Origin of the sequence: Streptomyces sp. NPDC059917 (genome assembly GCF_042730635.1) — a bacterium.
Classification (GTDB): Bacteria; Actinomycetota; Actinomycetes; order Streptomycetales; family Streptomycetaceae; genus Streptomyces.
Genome location: NZ_JBHWLC010000052.1, coordinates 1 through 21,526, shown reverse-complemented (window position 1 = coordinate 21,526; position 21,526 = coordinate 1). Strand labels below are relative to the sequence as shown.

The window sequence follows — 21,526 nt, the reverse complement described above, 5'->3', positions numbered from 1 at the left end:
CCGGTCGCGCCGTGCCCGGTCGCGCCATGCCCGATCGGCATCGAACCATGCTCAAACAGGGGGCCCGCCGCCCTGGTCGGCTGGCCGGCGGGCCGTCACATTGTGCGCATGCCTCGACTCCTCACCTCCCCCCGGGCGGCCGCGCTGGTCACGGTGGCCCTCGCGACGGTCCTGCCCACGGTGGCCCGGGCGGCCGGCGCCGACCGCCCCGTCCCGTCCGCCGCCCCCGCCGCTGCGTCGGCGGCCGCGCCCGAGAAGAAGTGCGTCATGCCGGGCGGGCTCACCGAACTGAGCGGCCTCGCCGCCAGCCGCAAACACCCCGGCGTCCTCTACGCCGTCAACGACAGCGGGAACACCAACCAGGTCTTCGCCGTCGACTGCTCCACGGCCACCGGGCAGCTCAAGGCTACCTTGACCGTCTCCGGGGTGCCCAACACCGACTGGGAGGCCCTGGCCCTCGGCGCGGACGTGACGGGCGCCCCCGTGCTCCTCGTCGGCGACATCGGGGACAACTTCGGCGGCCGGTCGGAGATCACCGTCCACAGCTTCCCCGAACCCGATCTGCTGGTGAACGCCGATGTGACACCGGTCAGTTACCGCTTCGCCTACGCCGACGGCAAGCACGACGCGGAGTCCCTGCTCGCCGACCCGCTCACCGGGCAGCTGTACGTCGCCAGCAAACTCATCGGAGCCGCCGGCCAGTTGTACAAGGCGCCCCTGCCGCCCCGGCCCGGTCAGGTGAACACCCTCACCCCGGTGCGGCCCGGCCCCGTGTTCGCCACGGATGGCGCGTTCTCACCCTCCGGCGCGTCCTACGCGCTGCGCAGTGGCGGGCCGTTGGGCGCCAACACCGCCTCCGTGTACGACGCCTCCTCGGGGGCCAAGCTCGCGGACGTCCCGCTCCCCGCCCAGTCGCAGGGCGAGACCGTGACGTACGCCGACTGCGCGACCCTGCTCGTGGGTTCGGAGAACGATCCCCAGATCTGGCGCGTCCCGCTGCCGCCCGAAGCCGCCCCGGGCTGCGGCGCCACGCCGACGCCCACCCCTACCCCCACCCCGCCCCCCACCTCCGGTGACCTCAAGGTCGCCGATCCCGGCCCGCAGAGCTGCACGTTCAACCAGACCTGCACCGTCCGACTCACCGCCACCGGCGGCCGCGCCCCGCTCCGCTGGAGCGCCACCGGCCTGCCCCTCGGCCTCACCCTCGACACCACCACCGGCCGCATCACCGGCAAACCCTGGAGCAGCGGAACCACCCGGATCACCGCCACCGCCACCGACACCACCCCCACCAGCGCCACCACCACCTTCCCCCTCACCGTCACCTGGTTCTGAGGCGAAAGGCGGCCGCGACACCGAGACCCGCCGAACCCCGGCGCCGCGGCCGATGGATCCGGGGGCCGGTTCAGGGGCCCGTGCGCTCGGCGCAGGCCCGCCCGCCGCATCGCACCGCGGTTCAGCCATCGCCCGGCGGGGAGAGCTCCGTGCTCAGCCAGCCTAGGGCGTCCGGGTACATCCCGGCCCAGGTCTGGAAGTTGTGCCCGCCCACCGGGCGCACCAGCGTCTTGACCCGGACGCCGGTGCCCGCCGCGGCCTTCACGAAGACGTCCAACTGCTGCGGCGGACTGTCCTTGTCCTGCGCCGAGGTGGCGAGGAAGAGCCCGACGTCCGCGTTCCGCGCGTGCCGTACGAGCCACAGCGGGCTGTTGCGCTCCCGCAGCACGGGGTCCGCGAGGACGTCCGGATCCCCGGTCAGCGGGTCCGGGTCCAGGGCGGCGCCCGCGGCGAAGACCTTCGGATACTGCAAGGGCAGCTTCGCGGCGCAGAACGCACCCGTCGAGAATCCCATCAGGCCCCACCCCTTGGGCTCGGGCAGGGTCCGGAAGTTGCGCGCGACCAGCGCCGGGACGTCGTCCGCGAGCCAGGTGGCCACCTTGTGCCCCGGGATGTCGCTGCAGTCCGTGTTCACGCCGCCCGGGTAGACCTCCGGCATCACGAGGATGAAGGGGTGCGCCGCGCCCAGCTGCACCAGCTGCTGGAGCGCGCCCGGCATGGACCCCACCTCGAACCACGACCGGGGCGACCCGGGGTACCCGTGCAGCAGCGTCAGCACCGGGAAGCGGGTCTTCTCCGCGCCGGGGGCGTCGTACTCCGGGGGAGTCCACACGATCACCTGACCGGCGAGCTGGGAATGGGTGCCCCGGAAGTACGTGGTGCGGGCGCCGTCCGCGCCCAGGGTGAACTTGGCGCGCCCCGGCGGCGGCCCGGTCATCACGGCGGCGCCCTGGCCGTTCTCGGTGCCGAGCAGGTCGTCCCAGGAGGAGTACAGCCCGTAGCTGCCGTTGATCCAGGTGGCCACCACGCAGATGGCGGTCAGCTGGCACAGGCCCAGCATCAGCAGGCGGGCGGGCCACCGCACCCAGGCCGGGCCCGGGACGCGGTTCCACAGCAGCAGCGCGGCCAGCATCGCGAGCGCCGTGACGACGACCAGCGTGACGAGGAACGACGTGCTGGTCAGCTCCACGGCATCGGCTCCTGACGTGCGTGGCGCGCCCGCCCGGCCCCGGTGCGACGCGCCTGTCCCGCCAATCTACGACGGGCGGGCGCCCCCGGCGCGGCGGGCGCGCGGGGCCCGGGCGGTCCTTCGCGCGGGCCGGGCGGCGCTCAGGCGGGGCGCACCCGGACCACCACCGCGTGCCAGCCGGTCGCCCCGTCCGGAAGGGTGTCGGAGCGCAGCCCCGGCTGGACGGCGCCCGTCCCGTCCGTCGCACGGACCTCCAAGGTGTGGCGGCCGACGGCCGCCGGCCACTCCCACACCCACTGGCGCCAGGTGTCGGCGCCGTCCTCGGCCCCGAGCCGGGCCTCCTGCCACGCGCCGCCGTCGACCCGCACCTCGACCCGCGCGATCCCGCGGTGCTGCGCCCACGCCACCCCGGCCACCGGCACCCGGCCCGCGCGGGGCGCGGCCGAGGAGCGCGGGGTGTCGATGCGCGACTGGGTCTTGACCGGGGCCCGGGCCGCCCAGGAACGGCGCACCCAGTACGCGTCGTAGGCGTCGAAGGTGGTCAGCCGCAGCTCGCGCAGCCACTTGCAGGCCGAGACGTACCCGTACAGGCCCGGTACGACCATCCGCACGGGGAACCCGTGCCGGAAGGGGAGCGGCGCGCCGTTCATCCCGACGGCCAGCAACGCCTCCCGGCCGTCCATGACGGTCTCGACGGGGGTCCCGAAGGTCGTCCCGTCCACCGAACGGGCCACCAGCTGGTCGGCCGGGCCGCCCCGGGAGGGCGGCCGCACCCCGGCCTCGCGCAGCAGGTCGGCGAGGCGCACCCCGAGCCAGCGGGCGTTTCCCGCGTACGGTCCGCCGACCTCGTTGGACACGCACGTGAGCGTGATGTCGTGCTCGACCAGCGGGCGGGCCAGCAGCTCCCGCAGGTCGAGGCCGAGGGGCCGGGTGACCCCCTCCCCGTGGACGTCCAGCCGCCACTCGCCCGCGTCGATCCGGGGGACCACCAGGGCGGTGTCCACCCGGTAGAAGTCGTCCACGGGGGTGAGGAACGCCGACACCCCGGGGACGCCCACGTCGGCGCCGACCGGCACCGGCGGCGCGGGCCGCGCGGGCGGTGGCAGCCGCAGCCCGGCCCGGGACGCCGTCGCACCGGCCGAGCCGTGGGCGGCCAGCCGCCGCCCCGCGTACCCGGCCGCGGCGGACCCGACCAGCGCGGCGGCGGCGATCCGGCCGAAGCCCCGCCGGTCCGGTCCCCGCACCGGCCCCCGGTCCGCGCCGGAGCCGGGCGACGGCGGGGCGCCCGTCGGCGAAGTCAGCGCGCCGGTCAGCAGGTACAGCACCCCCGTCGCCCCCGCTCCGCCCACCAGCGAAGGCAGCGCGTCCTGCCAGGTCGCCTCCGGCCGGCTCAGCGCGGCCACCGCCCCCACGAGGGCGAAGCCGCACACGAGGGCCGTCCCGGCGGCGCGCCGCCGCAGCGCGAGGACCCCGGCCGCGGCGGCCACCAGCGCCAGGGCGACGAGCACCCCCACCAGCAGCACCGTCTTGTCCGCCGTGCCGAACTGGCGGACCGCCCAGTCCTTGACGGCGGCCGGAGTGCGGTCGACCAGCGCGCCCCCGACCGCGGTGACCGGGCCCGATTCGGGCCGCACGGCCGCCGCGGCCAGTTCCGACAGGCTCAGCCCCGCGCAGCCGGCGACCACACCGCCGAGGGCGCCGTGGACGCGGTGCCGTCGCTGTCCGACCGCCTTCACACGGGTCATTCGGAGCCACCGCCCGCCCGGTTTGGTGCCACGACCGCACGCCCGACGACCGCACCCCCCACGACCGCAGCCTGGTGCCGCGCCCGCGCCGTCCGCGCGAGCGCTCAGGCGGCCGGGAAGGCCAGCACCATCAGGGGCGGCGAGGTCGGGGCGGGCGAACCGCCCGCCGGTTCCAGGGTGACACCGACACCCGTGGCCGCGCCCACCGGGCCCGCCAGCAGGGCCGGGGCGTCGGGCCGGGCCGGGTCCATCAGCCCCGCCGGGCGCATCGACCCGGCCGGATCGGCGAACCACAGCTGGTAGACCCGGCCCGCGGGCGGAGCCGCCATGCCCGCGCCGACGAAGGCCGCCCGGTCCCGCTCCCGCGAGAGCACCACCGTCCCGGTGGCGCCGCCGGGGGCGAGCCGGCCCGTGGCCAGCCGGGCGTCCGGTGCGGACAGGATCCCGGTCAGGTCGGCGTCCCGGGCCCGCTCGGTCCGGGCCGCCCGCACGGCGGTCTCCGCCCGCTGGTACTGCCACAGCGCCAGCCCGCCGAGCCCGACCGCCCCCGCGAGGCACGCGGCCAGCGCCCACCGGGTCCACCCGGTCGACCGGCCGGGCGCCCGGCGGTGCGCCGACGCCGACCCGGGCGCGGGGGTCCGTACGGGGGGACCCTCGGCCCGGATGCGCCGCAGCACGGCCTCGCGCAGCTCCGGGGGCGGGGGCACGGCGACCGCGAGGGCGAGCCGGGCCGCCGTCCCGGACAGCTCCCGCACCTCGTGCGCGCAGGTCGGGCAGGTCTCCAGGTGCGCCTCGAAGGCGGCACGCTCCGCCGGGTCGAGCGCGTGCAGGACGTACGCACCGGCCGCCCCGTGCGGGTCCTCGGGCCCGGCGCCGTCCGCGTGATCCGAGGTGGTTCCGTCCGTGCTCATTCCCCGCTCACCCCCAGGCAGCCCCGCAGCCGCAGCAGCCCGTCGCGCAGCCGTGTCTTGACGGTACCCAAGGGCACCGACAGGGCGTCGGACACCTCGCGGCAGGTGAGCCCGCGGTAGTAGGCCAGGGCGATCGACTGGCGCTGCAACTCGGTGAGCGCGGCCAGGCAGCGGCGCACCCGGTCCCGCTCCAGCCGGGCCTCCACCGCCTCGCTGACCTCGTCGAAGGCCGGCAGCGCGGCCTCCAGGCGGGCCGCCCGGCGGTCCCGGTCGGTGGCGGCCTGCGCGGAGCGGACCCGGTCCACGGCACGGCGGTGGGCCATCGTGAGGATCCAGGCCATCGCGCCGCCCCGGTCGCTGCGGTAGCGCCCGGCGGTGCGCCAGACCTCGACCAGCACCTCCTGGGCCACTTCCTCGGCCTGGGCCCGGTCGCGCAGCACCGCGCGCGCCAGGCCCAGGACGGAGCCGCCGACCGCCTCGTAGACCGAGACGAACGCGGCCTCGTCACCCTCGGCGACCCGTCCGAGGAGGGCGGGCAGGGGCCCTTCGGCGCGCGGTACGTCTTCCACGGGGCGATCCTGCCACCGTACGGCGGGCCGTACCCGTCGAAGACGCCCGCGGGTCGGCCGGGATCGAACGGTGACCGGTGGGGAGCCGCCCGCTACAGGCCGACGGAGGTCGGCGGCGGCGGGACCCAGCGGCCGGTGCGCGGCGGCCGGACGTCGTACTCGGTCTTCAGCTCCGCCGGGATCGCGTGGTGCATGACGCGGCCCCGGGTCAGCGAGGTCAGTTCGAAACCGGCGAGCAGGGAGCCCGCCTTGTCGAGCGCCCACTCCGCGTACGGGCTGCTGTCCTCGATGGTCTCCAGCAGCCCGAGGACGACGGGCACGGCCTTCGCCGCCGTGTCCCAGCCGCTGCGCGGGATCTCCAGCCAGTCGGCGATGGTGTCCCCGACCAGGAACCGGATGGTGGCGGGCACCATCGGGTCGAAGAGCGTGCCCGGGACCACGTCCTCGTACATCCGCATCAGCTGGGCGTTGAGCGCGACGCCCTCGGGGGAGGGGCCGAGGTTGCGCAGCAGGTACAGGTCGCAGTAGGCGCGGGCCTCGGTGAGGTTCTCCGGGACGGCCGCCATGTCGCAGCCGAGCATGTACGCCACGACCCGCCAGGCGTAGAAGTAGGCGTCGGCGCCCTCCTCGCTCATGTGCACGCCGAGCCGGTGCATGGCGTCGAGGACCAGGATCGAGAAGCAGATCTGCCCCCCGATCATGTCCTCCTGGCAGATGGGCATGCCGTCCCGGGCGACGTCCCAGTGGCCGCCGCTGCGCAGGTGGTGGCGGACCGCCGCGTGCAGCAGCCGCACCTTCTGGGCGGCCGGGATGAACTTGCTGCCCTCGGCGAAGGAGTTGGTCTGCATGAGGTAGGTGACGAACTGGCCCGTGTTCGCCATCCGGCGCGAGGGGTAGGAGAGCGAGTGCGTCGAGGACAGCAGGCGCGAGAGCCGGGGGACCGCGTAGGTGGCGGGCATCGCCGCGAAGGACAGACCGGTGTTGATGTGGGCCGCGTTGTCCATGAAGAACAGCCGTGCCTGCTCCATGACGTCCCAGTCCACCCAACCGGGAGGCATGGCGGTCGCCTCGAAGTACGCGGCGGCGGCCGCCGGGAGCTTCTCGGGCAGTTTGTCCCCGGTGGTGGAGAAGAACCGCATCAGCGTGTTGAGGTCCCCCACCTCCTTGCGCTCGAACATCGCGGCGACGGTCTCGTCGGCGAGCGGATCCCCCTGCTCGCGCAGGGCGTCGAGGGCGGCGTCGTCGTAACGGGCGCGGGGTGGAGCGGTGGTGTTCGCGTTCACGTGAGTCCTTCTCTTCGGTACGGGGGAGGGGCGGGGCCGGGACGCGCGGGAGCCCCCGGGGACGCGCGCGGGACGCCGGACCCGCGGGGCCGGGGTCAGATCGTCCGGAGCGCCGCCGCATCGGCCAGTCCGCGCAGCGCGGAGCGGGCCTCGGCGGGCATCGGTACGGCGTCCAACGCGCCCGCGGCCCGGGCGATGCGTCCGGCGATCATCGACTCGACCTGCTGCCGGGCGCCGCAGCGCTCCATCAACTCCCGCACGCTCGCGGCCTCTTCCTCGCCGAGTGCGGGATTGCCGACGAGTTTGGCGAGCAGTCTGCGGTCGTCCTCGCAGGCGGCCGCCGCGGTCAGGGCGAGCAGCGCGGTCGGTTTGCCGTCCCGGAGGTCGTCCAGGTTCGACTTGCCGGTCTCGGCCGGGTCGCCGAAGGTGCCGAGCAGGTCGTCGCGCAGCTGGAACGCCTCGCCGAGGGGGAGCCCGTAGGCCGAGAAGGCGTCCAGCAGGGCCCGTGATCCACCGGCGAGCGTGGCGCCCAGGTGCAGCGGCCGCTCCACCGTGTACTTGGCCGTCTTGTACCGGGCCACCTCCAGGGATTCGGCGACCTGGAGCGGGCGGGTCGGCGCGTCGGTGCGCAGGACCTCCAGGAACTCGCCCGCCATCGTCTCGCGCAGCAGGGCCGACCAGAGCGGTCCGGTGCGGGCGAGGTAGGCGCCGGGGAGTCCGCACGAGGTGAAGACGTGCCCCGCGTACCCCATCAGGAGATCGCCGAGGATCATCGCGAGGGCGGTGGAGCGCTGTCCGGACGCGGCGAAGGCGGCGTGCGCGGTGAGTTGGCCGTGCCGCATCCTGCTGTCGTCGATGATGTCGTCGTGGGTGCAGGCCGCCGCGTGCACCAGCTCCATCGCCGCCGCGGCCCGGATCACGCCTTCGCAGTCGGGCTGGCCCGCCGCCCGCCACCCCCAGTACAGGAACGCGGCCCGGATCCGCTTGCCCCGGGCCAAGGAACGGCGCAACTGCTCCGAGAGCGGCGAGAGTTCGACGTGCAGCCCGAGGAGGGCGGCCTCCTCCTCGTCGGCGAGCCGGACGAGGACCTCGTCGATGCGCACCTTGAAGCCGCTCTGGTCATGCACGCGGATGACCGGCCCGCTCGGCGGCCCGGCGGGCCATGGTCTCCAGGTAGTTCTCGGAGCCCACGGTCGCGCGCTGGGTGGCCAGTTCGCCGCGCTTGCGCAGCTCGACGACGCCGTCGGTGAGCAGCTCGCGCAGATCGGAGCGGCGCATCACGTCCTGGGCCCGCTCGCTGGACTGGCGTAACTGGTCGAGTGCCAGGTCGGCGACTCCGGCGGCGAGGAAGGTCAACAGTTCCAGGGCCGACGCGGCCCCCCGGCCCCCGTCGGCGGCCGGATCCGTCGGCGCCGTCCGCTCCTGCTCGGTCTCGGACATGATGCGTTCACTCCTGTGGCGGGATGGGATGCACGGGCGTCACAAGGGGCGGCCGCCGGATGTCTCCGACGACCGCCCCTGCTGGCTTCCCGGCCAGTGAACCCGTACGGCCGCCCACGGGGCCAACCGGATGCGGCCCTCTCCCCCGCACGTGTTCCGAGATTCCCACGGGAGGGTGATGATCACCGTATGACGTGATCACCGCAGTGGTGGTGGTGTAGGCAAATGACGCAGGTGTGCCGGGGTCGGACCGGCAATGCCCGGGTCAGACCGGCAATGCCCAGGTCTGGTCGATCCGGTGGTCACCGCAGTCGGCCAGCCGCAGCTGCCCGGTGGCGTCGGCCGCGCCCGGTGCCTGGAGGCACTTGCCGGTGCCGCTCTCGACCAGCGAGCCGTCGCCCTGCGCCATCCAGTGCCGGCTGTTGCGCGCCGTCGTCCCGGTGTCCCCGGCCGGGCAGGCGGCCAGCGTCACCGGCCCGTCGGCGCTCGTCGCGGTCAGGCACTTGCCCCCGAGCCGCACGGTCGCGTCCTGGCGCAGTACCCAGCGCTGGTCGTCGGCGCCGGTGCAGGCGGACAGGACGACCGCGTCCGTGCCCACCGTGTTCATCCCGTCCAGGCACCGCGCGCCGTCGCCGGTGATCTGCCCGGTGGGCACGGGATCGGCGCACCCGGCACCCGGGGTGAGCCGCCACACGGCCGTGTCGTGCGCGTCGACCGTGGCGGCCAGGCTGTGCACCACGTCCTCCCGCGCGCCCGACCACAGGTCGTGCGCGGACACCGTGCAGCGGGCGAGCCCGCGGTCGGCGAGCCCGAGGTCGGCGAGCGGCAGCGACACCTCCCGCGCACCGCCCGAGCGGTTGAGCACGGCGACGGCGCGGTCGCCGTTCTCCAGCGGCCGCACCAGGACGTCGTACGCGCCGCTGGAGGCCACGACGGCGCCCTGACGACCCATCGGGTCCTGGTCCAGCTCGATCAGCCGCTCGTTGCCGAGGGCGTCGAGCCCGCCCCGCGTCAGCTGCGACACGTCCGAGGAGAGGATGAACGGCGCCGCCATCATGGCCCACAGGGCCACCTGGCTGCGCCCCTCCGCGTCGGTCAGGCCGGGCGCCCCGGCGAGCAGGAAGTCCGGGTCGTTCCAGTTGCCGGGGCTCGCGTAGCGGTCCAGCCAACGGTTGTAGCCGTAGTTGCCGAGGACCGAGGCCCAGCGCGAGGCGGTCGGCGCGGCGGGCTTGTAGACCTGGATGTCCTTGCCCTCGCGCCACAGCTGCCCGCTCTCGCCGACCCAGCCGAGCACCTTGTGCCAGTCGGCGCTGCCCCACTCGCCCTTCTGGAAGTAGGCCGGGGCGGAGGCGGAGAGCACCATGGCACGGCCGCTGGCCTTCAGGGCGCGGGCGGCCGCCCCGTACGCGTCGCGGTAGGCCTGCTCCTTCGTCGTGCCGGGCGGCACGTAGAGGTTGCAGCCGTCCATCTTCACGTAGTCGACCTTCCAGGACGCGAACAGCTCGGCGTCCCGCGCGAAGTGGTCCCGGCCGCCGCCGTTGGGCGTGCCGCTGCCGGGGTAGCGCTCGCAGGTGAGGTACCCGGCGTCCTCGTAGATGCCGAACTTGAGTCCCTTGCCGTGCAGGTACTCGCCGAGCCAGGCCATGCCGTGCGGGAACTTGGCCCGGTCGGTGACCAGGTCGCCGTTCTCGTCCCGGGCCTTGGTCATCCAGCAGTCGTCGACGGTGACCGTGTCGTAGCCCTTGGCGGCCAGTCCGGTCCTGACGAGGGCGTCGGCGTTGGCGACGACGGTCCGTTCGTCGATGGCGCACATGTAGTGCGCCCAGTTGTTCCACCCCATGGGCGGAGTGAGCGCGAGCGGGGTGTCCCAGGTCGCGGTGGGCTCGGCCGCGGCGGGAGCGGACGCGAGCGGGAGCGCGAGCAGGGCGGCCGCGATGAGACAGGGGAGCGACGCACGCAGGCGAGGCGGCACGGGGACTCCTTGACGTGGGGAGTACCGACAGGGACTGTCGTGCGCCCAGTGCAGCGGGACGACTACCCAGTGTCAACATATGTCGATGTGTACGGATCAATTACCAGCAATATGGGTGTAGCGGCGGGCGGGGGCCGGTAGTTGCCCCGCCACGATCGAGGCGAGCGCGAGCCCGAAGCCGAGGAGTTGGACCGGACCGAAGGTCTGCCCCAGCACGACGGCGCCGAGCAGCGCGGCGACCAGCGGTGAGAGCAGGACGAGGACGGCGACCGAGGTGACGGGCAGGGCGGCGATGCCGCGCAGCCACACGACGTAGGAGACGATCCCGCAGGCCAGGCCCAGCCACAGGTAGCCGAGGGCGGCGGCCGGGCCGATGGCCGGGGGCGCCCCCTCCAGCAGGAATGTGAGCGGCAGCAGGAACAGCCCTCCCGCGGTGAGCTGCCAGCCGGCGAGGGCGGTGGCCCCGACCCCGGGAGGGCGCCCCCACCGCTTGGTGAGCGTGATGCCGAGCGCCACGGACCCGGCGCTGCCGAGGGCGGCCAGGATCCCGACGGCGTCGAACGCCGCGCCCGGCCCGATCACCACCAGGCCGACGCCGACCGTGCCCACCAGCCCCCAGCCCAGGCGCCGCGGGGACAGCGCCTCGCGCAGCACCGCCACGGCCAGCAGGGCGACGAGGAGCGGCTGGGCCGCCGCCGCCGTGGCGGCCACGCCTCCCGGAAGGCGTGCGGCCGCGAGGAAGAGCAGCGGGAAGGGGACGCCGATGTTCAGCACGCCGAGCGCCGCGGCCCTGCCCCACCACCGCGCGCGCGGCGGCGTCCGGGTGAGCGCCAGCGCGATCAGGCCGCCGGGCAGTGCGCGCAGGAGCCCCGCGAACAGGGGGTGTTCCGGGGGGAGGAGCTCGGTGGTGACGAGGTAGGTCGTGCCCCACGCGACGGGGGTGAGCGCGGTCAGGGCGGCGCGCGGCAGCTGCCCGCGGGGAGCTCCGCCGACGCCCGCGGCGCGGCCGCTCCGGCTTGCTGGACTGGTCATGCCGGCAGTCTCGTCCGGTGGTGATCCATGAGTCCAACACATGTTCGTCACCGCATCGATCGTGAGAGAAGATGGATCGATGGAGCTCCAGCAGATGCGCTACGTCGTCGCCGTCGCCGAGACCAACAGCTTCACCCGGGCCGCCGAGCGCTGCCTGGTCGTCCAGTCGGCCCTCAGCCACCAGATCGCACGGCTGGAGAAGGAGCTGGGGGCGCGGCTCTTCGAACGCACCAGCCGCCGGGTACGGCTGACGCCGGCCGGAGCGGCGTTCCTCCCCGCCGCGCGGCAGTGCCTGGAGGCGGCCGAGCGCGCGGTCGCCGAGGTCGCCGCGGCGGTCGGCGAGGTGCGCGGACGCCTCGCCGTGGGGCTGATCCCCAGCGTCGCCGCAGTCGACGTCCCGAGCGCCCTGCGCACCTTCCACCGGCAGTACCCGCACGTGCGCATCAGCCTGCGGGTGGGAGCGAGCGAGGAACTCGGCGAGCAGGTCGAAGGGGGCGCCCTCGACGTGGCCTTCCTCGGGCTGGCGACCACCGCGCGGCCCGCGGGCGTCGCGGCCTTCGAACTGGCCCGGGACCGGCTGGTCGCGGTGGTCGCCCCGGACCACCCCCTCGCCCGGGAGTCCGCGCTCGACCTGCGCCGGCTCTCCCGCGAGGTCTTCGTCGACCTCCCGGCCGGGACGGCCGGACGCCTCCAGTCCGACCAGGCGTTCGCCGCCGCCGGGCTCGGCCGCGACGTCGCCTTCGAGGTCACCAACGCGGACTTCCTGGCCCGCCTGGTCGGCCAGGGCCTGGGCGTCGCCCTGCTCCCCGCCGGCTACGTCTCCCAGCTGGCCGGCGTCGCCTCCGTCCCGGTCACGGACGCGCCGACCCGCGTCGAGTACCTCGTCTGGAGCCGCTCCGGGCGCACCCCCGCGGCGACCGCCTTCCTCGACCTCATCGGCGTACCGACCGGGCCCGGCGCGCGGTAGACGCCGCGCACCCCGTCTCGATACGTCGTATGTTACGGTGTATCTCATGCCGAGACGATCGATGGCCCTGGACCGCGCCACCCCCGATGCCATCGCCGTGGCCGCGCTGCGGATCCTCGACGACGAGGGGCCCGCGGCCCTGAGCTTCCGTGCCCTCGGTGACCGGCTCGGCGTCTCGCACGCCACGGTCCAGCGCCGCTGCAACGACCTCGCGGGTCTGCTCGACCTGTGCACCGAACACCTCGCGGGCCAGCTGCCGCAGGTGCCGGAGGGCACCGGCTGGGCCGAGGCCGCGGAGCTGCGCTTCACCCGCTTCTACCAACTGCTCACCGCCCATCCGGGGTTGCTCGTGCTGCGCGGCGGCCGCCCCTGGCTCGGCCGGCAGCTGCTGGCCCGACTGGTCGAACCGGCCATCGCCGACAGCATCGCGGCCGGTATGACCGCCGCCGAAGCGATGACCTGCTACCGCCGGATGTACCTGCTGACCCTGGGCAGCGCCGCCTTCGTCGACCACCGCGACCCGGTCGGGGCGACCCAGGCCTCCCGGGCCGCGCTGGCCGCCCTCGACCCGGCCCGCTTCCCCGCGCTCAGCGGCGCGGTGGCCGACGTACTGCCCCCCCTCACCGACCACGAGGTGTACTACGGCGCCCTGCGCCAGCTGATCGACGCGGCGGACCCCACCCGCCGCCCGTAGGCGTCCGGGCCCGCCAGGAACACCACCCCGAACGGAGCGCCACCCGCATGGAAACGCAGCTCGACTACGCCGCCGTCCGGGCCGCCGCGGACCGGATCGCCGGGGCCGTGCGCCCCGCCGCCGTCGTCCCCGCGGCCGAAGGGCTCTGGTTCGCCCTGGAACACCTCCAGCACACCGGCTCCTTCAAGGCGCGCGGCGCCCGCAACTTCCTCGCCGCCCACGGCGCCGCGGGCACCCTGCCGGAGTCCGGCGTGACCATAGCCTCCGGCGGCAACGCCGGCCTGGCCTGCGCCTGGGCGGCCCGCGCCCAGGGCGTACGGGCCACCGTCTTCCTCCCGGAGACGGCCCCGCGCGTCAAGGTCGAGCGGCTGCGCGGTTACGGGGCCGAGGTCCGGCTCGTCGGCGACCGGTACGCCGAAGCGCTGGCCGCCTGCCAGGAGTTCGCCGCGGCCACCGGCGCGCTGAGCAGCCACGCCTACGACCACCCGCTCATCGCGGCGGGCGCGGGCACCCTGCTCGACGAGATCAGGGCCGCCCTGCCGGGGTTGGACGCGGTGGTCGTCGCGGTCGGCGGCGGCGGGCTCTTCGCCGGGGTCGCCACCGCCGCGCGCGAGCACGGCGTACGGGTGGTCGCGGCCGAACCGGAGAACTCCCGCGCCCTGAACGCGGCCCTGACGGCGGGTCACCTGGTGGACGTGCCCGTGGAGTCGGTGGCCGCCGACTCACTGGGCGCCACGCGCGCCTCCGCGGACGCCCTGGCCGCGGCCCGGCACCCGGACGTCACCTCCGTCCTGGTCCCCGACGCGGGGATCACCGCCGCCCGCCGGGCCCTGTGGGAGGAGCACCGGATCGTGGTCGAAGCGGGCGCGGCGACCGCGCTCGCGGCGCTGCGCGTCCTGCCGGACCCGCCGGGCGAGCGGGTCGCCGTCGTCCTGTGCGGGGCGAACACCGACCCCGGCGACCTCTGACGGCACCCGCCCGCCCGGACGGGACGGCGGCGGCGGCCCTCAGCCGTCGCCGTTGTCGCGCACGACCACGACGGTGCTCGCCGCGTACTGCACCACCTGCTGGCTGACCGAGCCCAGCAGCGCGCCCTTGAACCCGCCGTAGCCCCGGGTGCCGACGACGGTCAGCGAGGCGTCCTTCGAGGCGTCCACCAACACCTGGGCCGGTGCGCCCCGGACCACGCGCTGACGGATCGCCACCCCGGAGTCGGCGCCGAGCGCGTCGGCGATCGTCTCCTTGAGCTTCTGCCGGGCCTTCTCCTCCGCCCCGATCAGCTCGGCCTCCGCGTTCCCCGAGCCGTCGGCCCCGCCGGGGCCGAAGTCGAAGGGATTGCGGCTCCAGTCCCAGCTCATGACGGCCAGCACCCGCCCGCCCACGGCCGCCGCCTGGCCGGCCGCCCAGCGCAGGGCCTCCTTGGAATGGTTCGAACCGTCCACGCCCACGACGATCACGGGCTCGGTCTGCTCCACCACGATGACTTCCTCACGTTTGGTGCCGATGGTCCCTCTTGGCACCCTATTACCCCTTCTGTTCGCGCGGCGGCAACGTCGTCGCCCGGAGCCGCGGCACCGGGGCCGGTTCCTCGACCGCTCCGACGCGGGACCGGCCCACGCCCAGGTCGTGGAGTGAGGTAAAGCGGTTTTGTCGGCCCGTTGGTAAAGCGCATTAGTGCGGCGCTCCGGAACTGTCCGAAAGGGGCTGCGGGCTGACCTCGCGACAGCTTCGTTATCGAATCGATACCACTTTCCCATGCCTGTGAACTAAAGCGCATCAGTGCAGGTCAGGGTGGTATTGATTGAGAGGCTTGGGCGCGCTATGGAAGTGCCGCGTAGCGATTCGGGACGTACGGACATCCGGCCGTCGGGACCTTGGGCACATTGACGCGATCTTGATTTCGGACGACCGTGGGCATCGCTCACCGGCAGCGAGGCCGGGACTCCCCGAAGGCGGCGACGATGACCCGTTCGAACCTGACCCGTATGGCCATTGCCGTGGCTCTGGCCGGCGCCCTCTCGGGGTGCGGCCTGAGCGGCGGGGCGGACGTGAAGGAGGCGGAGAGGACGGGCAAGGTGGCCGGTGAGATCACCTTCCGGACCCTCCAGTTGAAGCCGAAGTTCACGGGGTACGTGCAGGGCGTCATCGACGCCTTCGAGAAGAAGTACCCGGACGTCAAGGTCAAGTGGGAGGACGTCCCGGGCGACGGGTACAACGAGAAGCTCGTCGCGGACGCCCAGGCAGGGGCCCTCCCGGACGTGGTGAACCTGTCCACCGACTCCTTCCAGCTCCTCGGCGACCGCGGGATGCTCGCCGACGTGGCGAAGCTCGACGGCGAGGTGGCCGAGGACTACGTGCCGGGCGCCTGGAACCAGTTCAAACTCCCGGGCAAGGGCGACGGCGTGTTCGCCTACCCGTGGTACGTGACGCCCGAGATCCTCACCTACAACAAGGACCTCTTCGTCAAGGCCGGACTCGATCCGGCCAAGCCACCCACGACCGTCGAGCAGTTCTTCGACTACGCGGAGAAGATAGCCGCGACCTCGGGCGGCCAGTACTCCGCCTTCATGGCCGACCCCAAGGGCCGACTGCCCGGGGACTGGCAGAAGATGGGCGTCCCGATCCTGAGCGAGAAGCAGGACGCCTTCGTCTTCGACACCGACAAGGCGGTCGCCTGGGTGGAACGGATGAAGGACCTGTACGCCAAGGGGGCCATGCCCAAGGAGTCCCTGCTGAAGTCGGACGACATCAACCAGCTCTACGGCGCGGGCAAGTTGGTGTTCGGCCCCGGCTCCCCGGGCTTCATCAAGGACGTCAAGCAGAACTCCCCGCAGGTCTACGCGCACACCCAGGTCGCCGGGACGGTGACCGGCACCCTCGGCCACATCGGCATCTACGCCCAGTCCCTCGGCATCAAGAAGGACACCAAGCACCTCGACGCCGCGACCGAGTTCGCCAAGTGGGTCACCAACGGGCCCAACCAGGTCGCCTTCTCGAAGAACGCCACCATCTACCCGTCCAACGCCAAGGGACTCGCCGACCCGTACTTCGCGGACCGGGGCGACGGCACGGACGCCGAGACGACGGCCCGCGCGATCGGCGCCGAATCCCTGAAGACCGCCCAGCTCGACGCCAACACCCCCGTCCAGTGGACCAACCAGGTCGGCGACGCGGTGGTCCGCGAGGTGCAGAAGGCGATCAACGGGGAGCAGGACGCCCGTACCGCGGTGAAGAAGGCGCAGGAGGAAGCCAACGCGCTGCTGGCCAAGACGGCACGCAAATGACGGCGACGACACGGGCGCCGGGGACCACCCGGACGACACGGACCCGGGAGTCGGCGCGGCGCCCGCGCAGGGCGGCATCGGACGCCGGCGGCGACCCGGGCCCGACGCACCGCGCGTGGTGGACCCCGTACCTCTTCCTCGCCCCCGGCCTGGTCATGGTCGTGCTGTTCAGCCTCTGGCCCTTCGTCAACACCGTGATCCTCTCCTTCACGGACGCCCAGATCCTGCGCGGCGGCTCCTTCGTCGGCTTCGACAACTACGCCCGGGCCTTCGCCGATCCCGACTTCTGGGTCGCCACGGGCAACAGCGTGCTGTACCTCGTGGTCGTCGTCCCCTGCCTCGTGTTCCTGCCGCTCGCCCTCGCCGTCCTGGTACGGACGAAGATCCCCGGCATCGGCTTCTTCCGGTCGGCCTTCTACACCCCGGTGATCGCCTCGGCCGTGGTCGTCGGCCTGATCTGGCAGTGGGTGCTGCGCAGCGACGGCCTGGTCAACACGGTCTTCCAGGAGATCGGCGTGGTGTCCGGGCCGATCCCGTTCCTGACCGACAGCACCATGCTGCTGGTCTCCGCGATGATCGTGACCGTGTGGAAGGGGCTCGGCTACTACATGGTCTTCTACCTCGCGGCCCTGGGGAACGTCTCCACCTCCCTCTACGAGGCGGCCGCGATCGACGGCGCGGGGCCGGTCCGGCGGTTCTTCAGCATCACCGTCCCCCAGGTGAAGCCCATGATGCTGCTGGTCGGCACGCTCTCCGCGATCTCCGCGCTGCGCGTCTTCACCGAGATCTACATCCTCGGCGGCGAGAGCGGCGGTCCCGGCGGCGGCGCCCGCACCCTGCCCTTCCTCATCCGGCAGGTGGGCCTCGGCTTCTCCGGCGAGACCGGCTACGCGGCCGCCATCTCCATCCTGTTGTTCCTCCTGACGCTGGTCTTCAGCCTGCTGGGCCGCCGTCTTTCGAAGGGAGACGAGAGTTGAGCGCCGCCCCGGCCGGGCCCGCCGCACGCGTCAAGGGCGCCAAGGCCGTCAAGGTCGTCAAGCGCGTCGGCCGCGACCGGACCCGCCACCTGCTCGGTCTGAGCGCCCGCTACCTGACGCTGGTCCTGATGCTCGTCGTCATGCTCGGGCCGATCGTCTGGCAGTTCCTCACCTCGATCCGCGGCCGCACCGAGAACGTCTACGACGGCGTCCTGCCCTCGCGGCCCACGCTCGACAACTACGTCCGGGTCGCGGACTCCTTCCCGCTGCTGCAGTACGTCGGCAACACCCTCACCGTCGCGGTCCTCGCGATCACCTCGAACATGCTCTTCGCGGCGATGGGCGGCTACGCCCTCTCCCGGCCCGGCTGGAAGGGCCGCAAGGCCGTCTTCACGGTGCTCGTGGCGACCTTGATGTTCCCCTTCGAGTCCGTGATGATCTCGATGTTCCTCACGGTCCGCGAGATGGGTCTGGTGGACACCCTCGTCGGGGTCTGGCTGCCCGGCGCGGTCTCCGTCCTGAACATCATGATCATGCGGGCGTCCTTCCTCGCCGTGCCCAAGGAGGTCGAGGAGGCCGCCGTCCTGGACGGCGCCAACGAATGGACCCGCTTCACCCGGGTCTTCCTCCCCGCCGCCAAGGGCGCGCTCGCCGTCGTCTGCATCACCAGCTTCATGGGTGCCTGGGACGACTTCCTGTGGCCCCTGCTGGTCCTCACCAACAGCGACCACTACACCCTCCAACTCGGCCTGAAGTCCCTGGCCGGCGCCACCACCGTCAACGACCAGCGGATCATCGCCGCCGGTGCGATGGCCGCGCTCATCCCGATGATGCTGCTCTTCTTCGCCCTCCAGCGCTTCTTCTTCAAGGGCGTCGGCGAGGGAGCCGTCAAGACCTGAGCGGCGCCCCGGCGCCGCGCCCCTCCGTACCCGCCACCCCCCTCCTGGAGCAGCCGTCGTGCACGATGACCGCAGCATCACCGAACACCGCCTCCGCCGTGTCCTCAAGGAGCGCATCAAGCCCGCCGTCCACACCCTCGCCGTCCCGCTGACCGTGGAGCGCTGGGAGGCCCCCGGCGAACCCGTCCCGGCCGCCGAGGGACTGGCCGCGCCGTACGGGCCCTGCGCGGTGGGCGACGTGTGGGGCCCGGCCTGGGGCACCACCTGGTTCCGGCTCACCGGCACCGTCCCGGCCGAGTGGGCCGGACGCACCGTCGAGGCCGTGCTCGACCTCGGCTTCGACCGGATGATGCCCGGCTTCCAGTGCGAGGGCCTGGTCCACACGGCGGACGGCGCCGAGGTCAAGGCGCTCAACCCCTACAACGACTGGGTCCGCGTCGCCGACCGCGCCGAGGGCGGCGAGCGCGTCGAGTGGTACGTCGAGGCCGCCTCCAACCCCGTCCTGGTGGACCACGCCGTCACCTACGAGGGCGACCGGCAGACCAGCGGCGACCAGCCCCTGTACCGGCTCGCCCGGATGGACCTCACTGTCTTCGAGACCGAGGTCTGGGACCTCGTACAGGACCTGGAGGTCCTCTACGACCTGATGGTGCAGCTGTCCCCGGGGGACGCCCGCCGGTACGGGATCCTGCGCGCCATCGACTCCGCCCTGGACGCGGTCGACCTCGCCGACGTCCCCGGCTCCGCGGCCGCCGCCCGCGCCCGGCTCGCCGGGGTCCTCGCCGCCCCCGCGCACGCCTCGGCGCACCGCATCAGCGCGATCGGGCACGCGCACATCGACTCGGCGTGGCTGTGGCCGCTGCGCGAGACCGTCCGCAAGGTCTCCCGCACCGCCTCCAACATGCTCGGCCTGATGGACGAGCACCCCGAGTTCCTCTTCGCGATGTCGCAGGCCCAGCAACTCGACTGGATCAAGACCTACCGGCCCGAACTCTTCGAGCGGATCAAGAAGAAGATCGCGGACGGTCAGTTCGTTCCCGTCGGCGGCATGTGGGTGGAGTCCGACACCAACATGGTGGGCGGCGAGGCCATGGCGCGGCAGTTCCTCTACGGTAAGAAGTTCTTCCTGGACGAGTTCGGCATCGAGACCCGGAACGTCTGGCTGCCCGACTCCTTCGGCTACACCGCGGCCATGCCGCAGATCGTCAAGCTCTCCGGCTCGACGTGGTTCCTGACCCAGAAGATCTCCTGGTCCCAGGTGAACAAGTTCCCCCACCACACCTTCTGGTGGGAGGGCATCGACGGCACCCGCGTCTTCACGCACTTCCCGCCCGTCGACACCTACAACAGCGACCTGGGCGGGGAGCAGCTGGCCCACGCCGCCCGCAACTACCAGGAGAAGGGCCGCGGTTCCCGCTCCCTGGCGCCCTTCGGCTGGGGCGACGGCGGCGGCGGTCCCACCCGCGAACAGCTCGCCCGCGCCCGGCGCCAGCGCGATCTGGAGGGCTCGCCCCGGGTGGAGATCGAGCGCCCCGACGCCTTCTTCGAGAAGGCGCACGCCGAGTACGCGGACGCGCCCGTCTGGGCCGGCGAGCTGTACCTGGAACTGCACCGGGGCACCTACACCTCGCAGGCCAAGACCAAGCAGGGCAACCGGCGCAGCGAATCCCTGCTGCGCGAGGCGGAGTTGTGGGCGGCCACCGCCGCCGTCCGGGTCCCCGCGTACGACTACCCGCACGCGGACCTGGAGCGGATCTGGAAGGTCGTGCTGCTCCACCAGTTCCACGACATCCTGCCCGGTTCCTCCATCGCCTGGGTGCACCGAGAGGCCCGCGCGACCTACGCGAAGGTACGGGCGGAACTGGAGGCGATCACCGGGGCGGCCCAGCGCGCCCTGGCCGGCGAGGGGAGCGCCGAGCTGGTCTTCAACTGCGCCCCGCACGCCCGGGGCGGCGTTCCGGCCGGTGGCGCCGCGCCGGCCGTCGCCGCGCCCGATCCGGTGAGCGCGCGCGACCGGGAGGGCGGCGGCCACGTCCTCGACAACGGGCGGTTGCGGGTCGTCGTCGACGCCCGGGGGCTGATCGTCTCGGCCTACGACATCGAGGCGGGCCGCGAGTCGCTGGCGCCGGGCGGGGCGGCGAACCTGCTCCAGATCCACCCCGACTTCCCCAACATGTGGGACGCCTGGGACATCGACGCCTTCTACCGCAACAACGTCACCGACCTCGTCGACCTGGACTCGATGCGACGGTGCGAGGACACGCCGCAGGCGGTGACGGTCCGGGTCGTGCGCTCGTTCGGCGCCTCGAAGGCGGTCCAGTCCCTGACCCTGCGGGCCGGTGCCAAGACCGTCGACATCGTCACCGAGGTGGACTGGCACGAGAGCGAGAAGTTCCTCAAGGTCGCCTTCCCGCTGGACGTGAAGGCCGAACGCACCGCCTCCGAGACCCAGTTCGGGCACGTGTACCGGGCCACCCACACCAACACCTCCTGGGAAGCGGCGAAGTTCGAGATCTGCGCCCACCGCTGGATCCACGCGGAGGAGCCCGGCTGGGGCGTCGCGGTCCTCAACGACTCCACCTACGGCCACGACGTGACCCGTGACGTGCGCGCGGACGGCGGCCAGACCACCACGGTCCGGCTCTCCCTGCTGCGCGCACCGCGCTACCCCGACCCGGAGACCGACCAGGGCGAGCACACGCTGCGCTTCTCCCTCGCCCCGGGCGCGGCGGTCGGCGACGCGGTGCGCGAGGGGCACTGGCTGAACCTGCCCGAGCGCACGGTCAGGGGCGCCGCCCCGGTGGCCCCGCTGGTCGTGGTGGACGACGACGCGGTGGTCGTCGAGGCGGTCAAGCTGGCCGAGGACCGCGGCGGCGACGTGATCGTCCGCCTCTACGAGTCCCGCGGCGGGCGCGCGCGGGCCACCTTGACCCCGGGCTTCGCGGTCTCGGCCGCGGTCGAGAGCGATCTGCTGGAGCGCCCGCTGCCCGGGTCCGAGGCGGTCACCGGGCCGGGGCCGGACGGAGCGGTCGCCCTCGCGCTGCGCCCGTTCCAGATCCTCACCGTCCGCCTGCGCCGGGCCTGACCCCGCGCTCGTCGGCCCCGGCCCCCGGCGGCCCCCCCCGGGGCGGGGGGGGGCGCCGGGGGGGGTGTGTGGGCCCCCGGGGCGGCCCCTCACCCCCGCGTGCCCCCGGGGGGGGGTGATACACAAAAAACCCGGCCCACCACC

At 73.6% G+C, this 21,526-nt stretch carries 18 protein-coding genes; 8 read left to right on the top strand and 10 right to left on the bottom strand.

Features of this window, described 5'->3' with window-relative positions; genetic code table 11:
- Positions 1 to 108: 108 nt before the first annotated feature.
- Complete coding sequence (locus tag ACFWAR_RS26625) at positions 109 to 1,335, top strand: putative Ig domain-containing protein (protein ID WP_385781971.1); 1,227 nt, start codon at positions 109 to 111, stop codon at positions 1,333 to 1,335.
- Between the two features lie 121 nt (positions 1,336 to 1,456).
- On the opposite strand, the gene ACFWAR_RS26620 is transcribed toward ACFWAR_RS26625, so the two are convergent.
- From ACFWAR_RS26620 to ACFWAR_RS26580, 9 genes are all read right to left on the bottom strand, one after another.
- The gene (locus ACFWAR_RS26620) at positions 1,457 to 2,524 is read right to left on the bottom strand and encodes an alpha/beta hydrolase (RefSeq protein WP_385781969.1); all 1,068 of its coding nucleotides are present in this window, start codon (positions 2,522 to 2,524) and stop codon (positions 1,457 to 1,459) included.
- A 140-nt stretch (positions 2,525 to 2,664) separates the two neighbouring features.
- Positions 2,665 to 4,269 carry a molybdopterin-dependent oxidoreductase gene (locus tag ACFWAR_RS26615; RefSeq protein WP_385781966.1) on the bottom strand — a complete coding sequence of 535 codons (1,605 nt, stop codon included), beginning with the start codon at positions 4,267 to 4,269 and terminating at the stop codon, positions 2,665 to 2,667.
- A 104-nt stretch (positions 4,270 to 4,373) separates the two neighbouring features.
- Positions 4,374 to 5,180: an anti-sigma factor domain-containing protein gene (locus tag ACFWAR_RS26610; protein ID WP_385781963.1), complete on the bottom strand. Its 807-nt coding sequence runs from the start codon at positions 5,178 to 5,180 to the stop codon at positions 4,374 to 4,376.
- Positions 5,177 to 5,749, bottom strand: coding sequence for an ECF RNA polymerase sigma factor SigK (sigK, locus tag ACFWAR_RS26605; protein WP_385781960.1), 573 nt, complete (start codon positions 5,747 to 5,749; stop codon positions 5,177 to 5,179). Before sigK ends, ACFWAR_RS26610 begins: the two co-directional genes overlap by 4 nt.
- Before the next feature lie 92 nt (positions 5,750 to 5,841).
- A complete protein-coding gene (locus ACFWAR_RS26600; protein ID WP_385781958.1) occupies positions 5,842 to 7,032 on the bottom strand; it encodes an oxygenase MpaB family protein in 1,191 nt (396 codons plus the stop codon).
- 95 nt (positions 7,033 to 7,127) lie between these two features.
- Positions 7,128 to 8,159 (bottom strand): polyprenyl synthetase family protein, encoded by a 1,032-nt coding sequence (locus ACFWAR_RS26595; protein ID WP_385781955.1) that lies wholly within the window; start codon positions 8,157 to 8,159, stop codon positions 7,128 to 7,130.
- Positions 8,152 to 8,472 (bottom strand): hypothetical protein, encoded by a 321-nt coding sequence (locus tag ACFWAR_RS26590; RefSeq protein WP_385781952.1) that lies wholly within the window; start codon positions 8,470 to 8,472, stop codon positions 8,152 to 8,154. Before ACFWAR_RS26590 ends, ACFWAR_RS26595 begins: the two co-directional genes overlap by 8 nt.
- A gap of 265 nt (positions 8,473 to 8,737) precedes the next feature.
- Positions 8,738 to 10,444 (bottom strand): ricin-type beta-trefoil lectin domain protein, encoded by a 1,707-nt coding sequence (locus ACFWAR_RS26585; RefSeq protein WP_385781950.1) that lies wholly within the window; start codon positions 10,442 to 10,444, stop codon positions 8,738 to 8,740.
- A gap of 96 nt (positions 10,445 to 10,540) precedes the next feature.
- On the bottom strand, positions 10,541 to 11,476 hold the full coding sequence (locus ACFWAR_RS26580; RefSeq protein ID WP_385781947.1) for an EamA family transporter: 936 nt from the start codon (positions 11,474 to 11,476) through the stop codon (positions 10,541 to 10,543).
- 79 nt (positions 11,477 to 11,555) lie between these two features.
- Here ACFWAR_RS26580 and ACFWAR_RS26575 point away from each other — a divergent pair, with 79 nt between their 5' ends.
- Genes ACFWAR_RS26575 through ACFWAR_RS26565 form a run of 3 tightly spaced genes read left to right on the top strand, consistent with a single transcriptional unit; the run spans position 11,556 to position 14,105 of the window.
- Positions 11,556 to 12,443: a LysR family transcriptional regulator gene (locus tag ACFWAR_RS26575; protein WP_385781945.1), complete on the top strand. Its 888-nt coding sequence runs from the start codon at positions 11,556 to 11,558 to the stop codon at positions 12,441 to 12,443.
- A 46-nt stretch (positions 12,444 to 12,489) separates the two neighbouring features.
- Positions 12,490 to 13,137, top strand: a complete 648-nt coding sequence (locus tag ACFWAR_RS26570; RefSeq protein ID WP_385781942.1) for a TetR/AcrR family transcriptional regulator — start codon at positions 12,490 to 12,492, stop codon at positions 13,135 to 13,137.
- 47 nt (positions 13,138 to 13,184) lie between these two features.
- Positions 13,185 to 14,105 carry a serine/threonine dehydratase gene (locus tag ACFWAR_RS26565; protein ID WP_385781939.1) on the top strand — a complete coding sequence of 307 codons (921 nt, stop codon included), beginning with the start codon at positions 13,185 to 13,187 and terminating at the stop codon, positions 14,103 to 14,105.
- 39 nt (positions 14,106 to 14,144) lie between these two features.
- On the opposite strand, the gene ACFWAR_RS26560 is transcribed toward ACFWAR_RS26565, so the two are convergent.
- A complete protein-coding gene (locus ACFWAR_RS26560; protein ID WP_385781935.1) occupies positions 14,145 to 14,615 on the bottom strand; it encodes a universal stress protein in 471 nt (156 codons plus the stop codon).
- 483 nt (positions 14,616 to 15,098) lie between these two features.
- On the opposite strand from ACFWAR_RS26560, the gene ACFWAR_RS26555 reads away from it, so the two are divergent.
- Genes ACFWAR_RS26555 through ACFWAR_RS26540 form a run of 4 tightly spaced genes read left to right on the top strand, consistent with a single transcriptional unit; the run spans position 15,099 to position 21,382 of the window.
- A complete protein-coding gene (locus ACFWAR_RS26555; protein ID WP_385781933.1) occupies positions 15,099 to 16,421 on the top strand; it encodes an ABC transporter substrate-binding protein in 1,323 nt (440 codons plus the stop codon).
- Positions 16,418 to 17,398 (top strand): carbohydrate ABC transporter permease, encoded by a 981-nt coding sequence (locus ACFWAR_RS26550; RefSeq protein ID WP_385781930.1) that lies wholly within the window; start codon positions 16,418 to 16,420, stop codon positions 17,396 to 17,398. The genes ACFWAR_RS26555 and ACFWAR_RS26550 overlap by 4 nt, the downstream gene beginning before the upstream one ends.
- Positions 17,395 to 18,297: a carbohydrate ABC transporter permease gene (locus ACFWAR_RS26545; RefSeq protein ID WP_385781926.1), complete on the top strand. Its 903-nt coding sequence runs from the start codon at positions 17,395 to 17,397 to the stop codon at positions 18,295 to 18,297. Before ACFWAR_RS26550 ends, ACFWAR_RS26545 begins: the two co-directional genes overlap by 4 nt.
- A gap of 58 nt (positions 18,298 to 18,355) precedes the next feature.
- Positions 18,356 to 21,382: an alpha-mannosidase gene (locus tag ACFWAR_RS26540; protein ID WP_385781923.1), complete on the top strand. Its 3,027-nt coding sequence runs from the start codon at positions 18,356 to 18,358 to the stop codon at positions 21,380 to 21,382.
- The last annotated feature ends 144 nt before the right edge of the window (positions 21,383 to 21,526 follow it).

What these genes read in the sequence shown, in the direction of transcription:
- ACFWAR_RS26570 (WP_385781942.1), top strand. Translation starts at nt 12,490, where the DNA reads ATGCCGAGACGATCGATGGCCCTGGACCGCGCCACCCCCGATGCCATC.
- ACFWAR_RS26575 (WP_385781945.1), top strand. Translation starts at nt 11,556, where the DNA reads ATGGAGCTCCAGCAGATGCGCTACGTCGTCGCCGTCGCCGAGACCAAC.
- ACFWAR_RS26610 (WP_385781963.1), bottom strand. Translation starts at nt 5,180, where the DNA reads ATGAGCACGGACGGAACCACCTCGGATCACGCGGACGGCGCCGGGCCC.
- ACFWAR_RS26625 (WP_385781971.1), top strand. Translation starts at nt 109, where the DNA reads ATGCCTCGACTCCTCACCTCCCCCCGGGCGGCCGCGCTGGTCACGGTG.
- ACFWAR_RS26550 (WP_385781930.1), top strand. Translation starts at nt 16,418, where the DNA reads ATGACGGCGACGACACGGGCGCCGGGGACCACCCGGACGACACGGACC.
- ACFWAR_RS26615 (WP_385781966.1), bottom strand. Translation starts at nt 4,269, where the DNA reads ATGACCCGTGTGAAGGCGGTCGGACAGCGACGGCACCGCGTCCACGGC.
- ACFWAR_RS26555 (WP_385781933.1), top strand. Translation starts at nt 15,099, where the DNA reads ATGACCCGTTCGAACCTGACCCGTATGGCCATTGCCGTGGCTCTGGCC.
- ACFWAR_RS26565 (WP_385781939.1), top strand. Translation starts at nt 13,185, where the DNA reads ATGGAAACGCAGCTCGACTACGCCGCCGTCCGGGCCGCCGCGGACCGG.
- ACFWAR_RS26590 (WP_385781952.1), bottom strand. Translation starts at nt 8,472, where the DNA reads ATGTCCGAGACCGAGCAGGAGCGGACGGCGCCGACGGATCCGGCCGCC.
- ACFWAR_RS26580 (WP_385781947.1), bottom strand. Translation starts at nt 11,476, where the DNA reads ATGACCAGTCCAGCAAGCCGGAGCGGCCGCGCCGCGGGCGTCGGCGGA.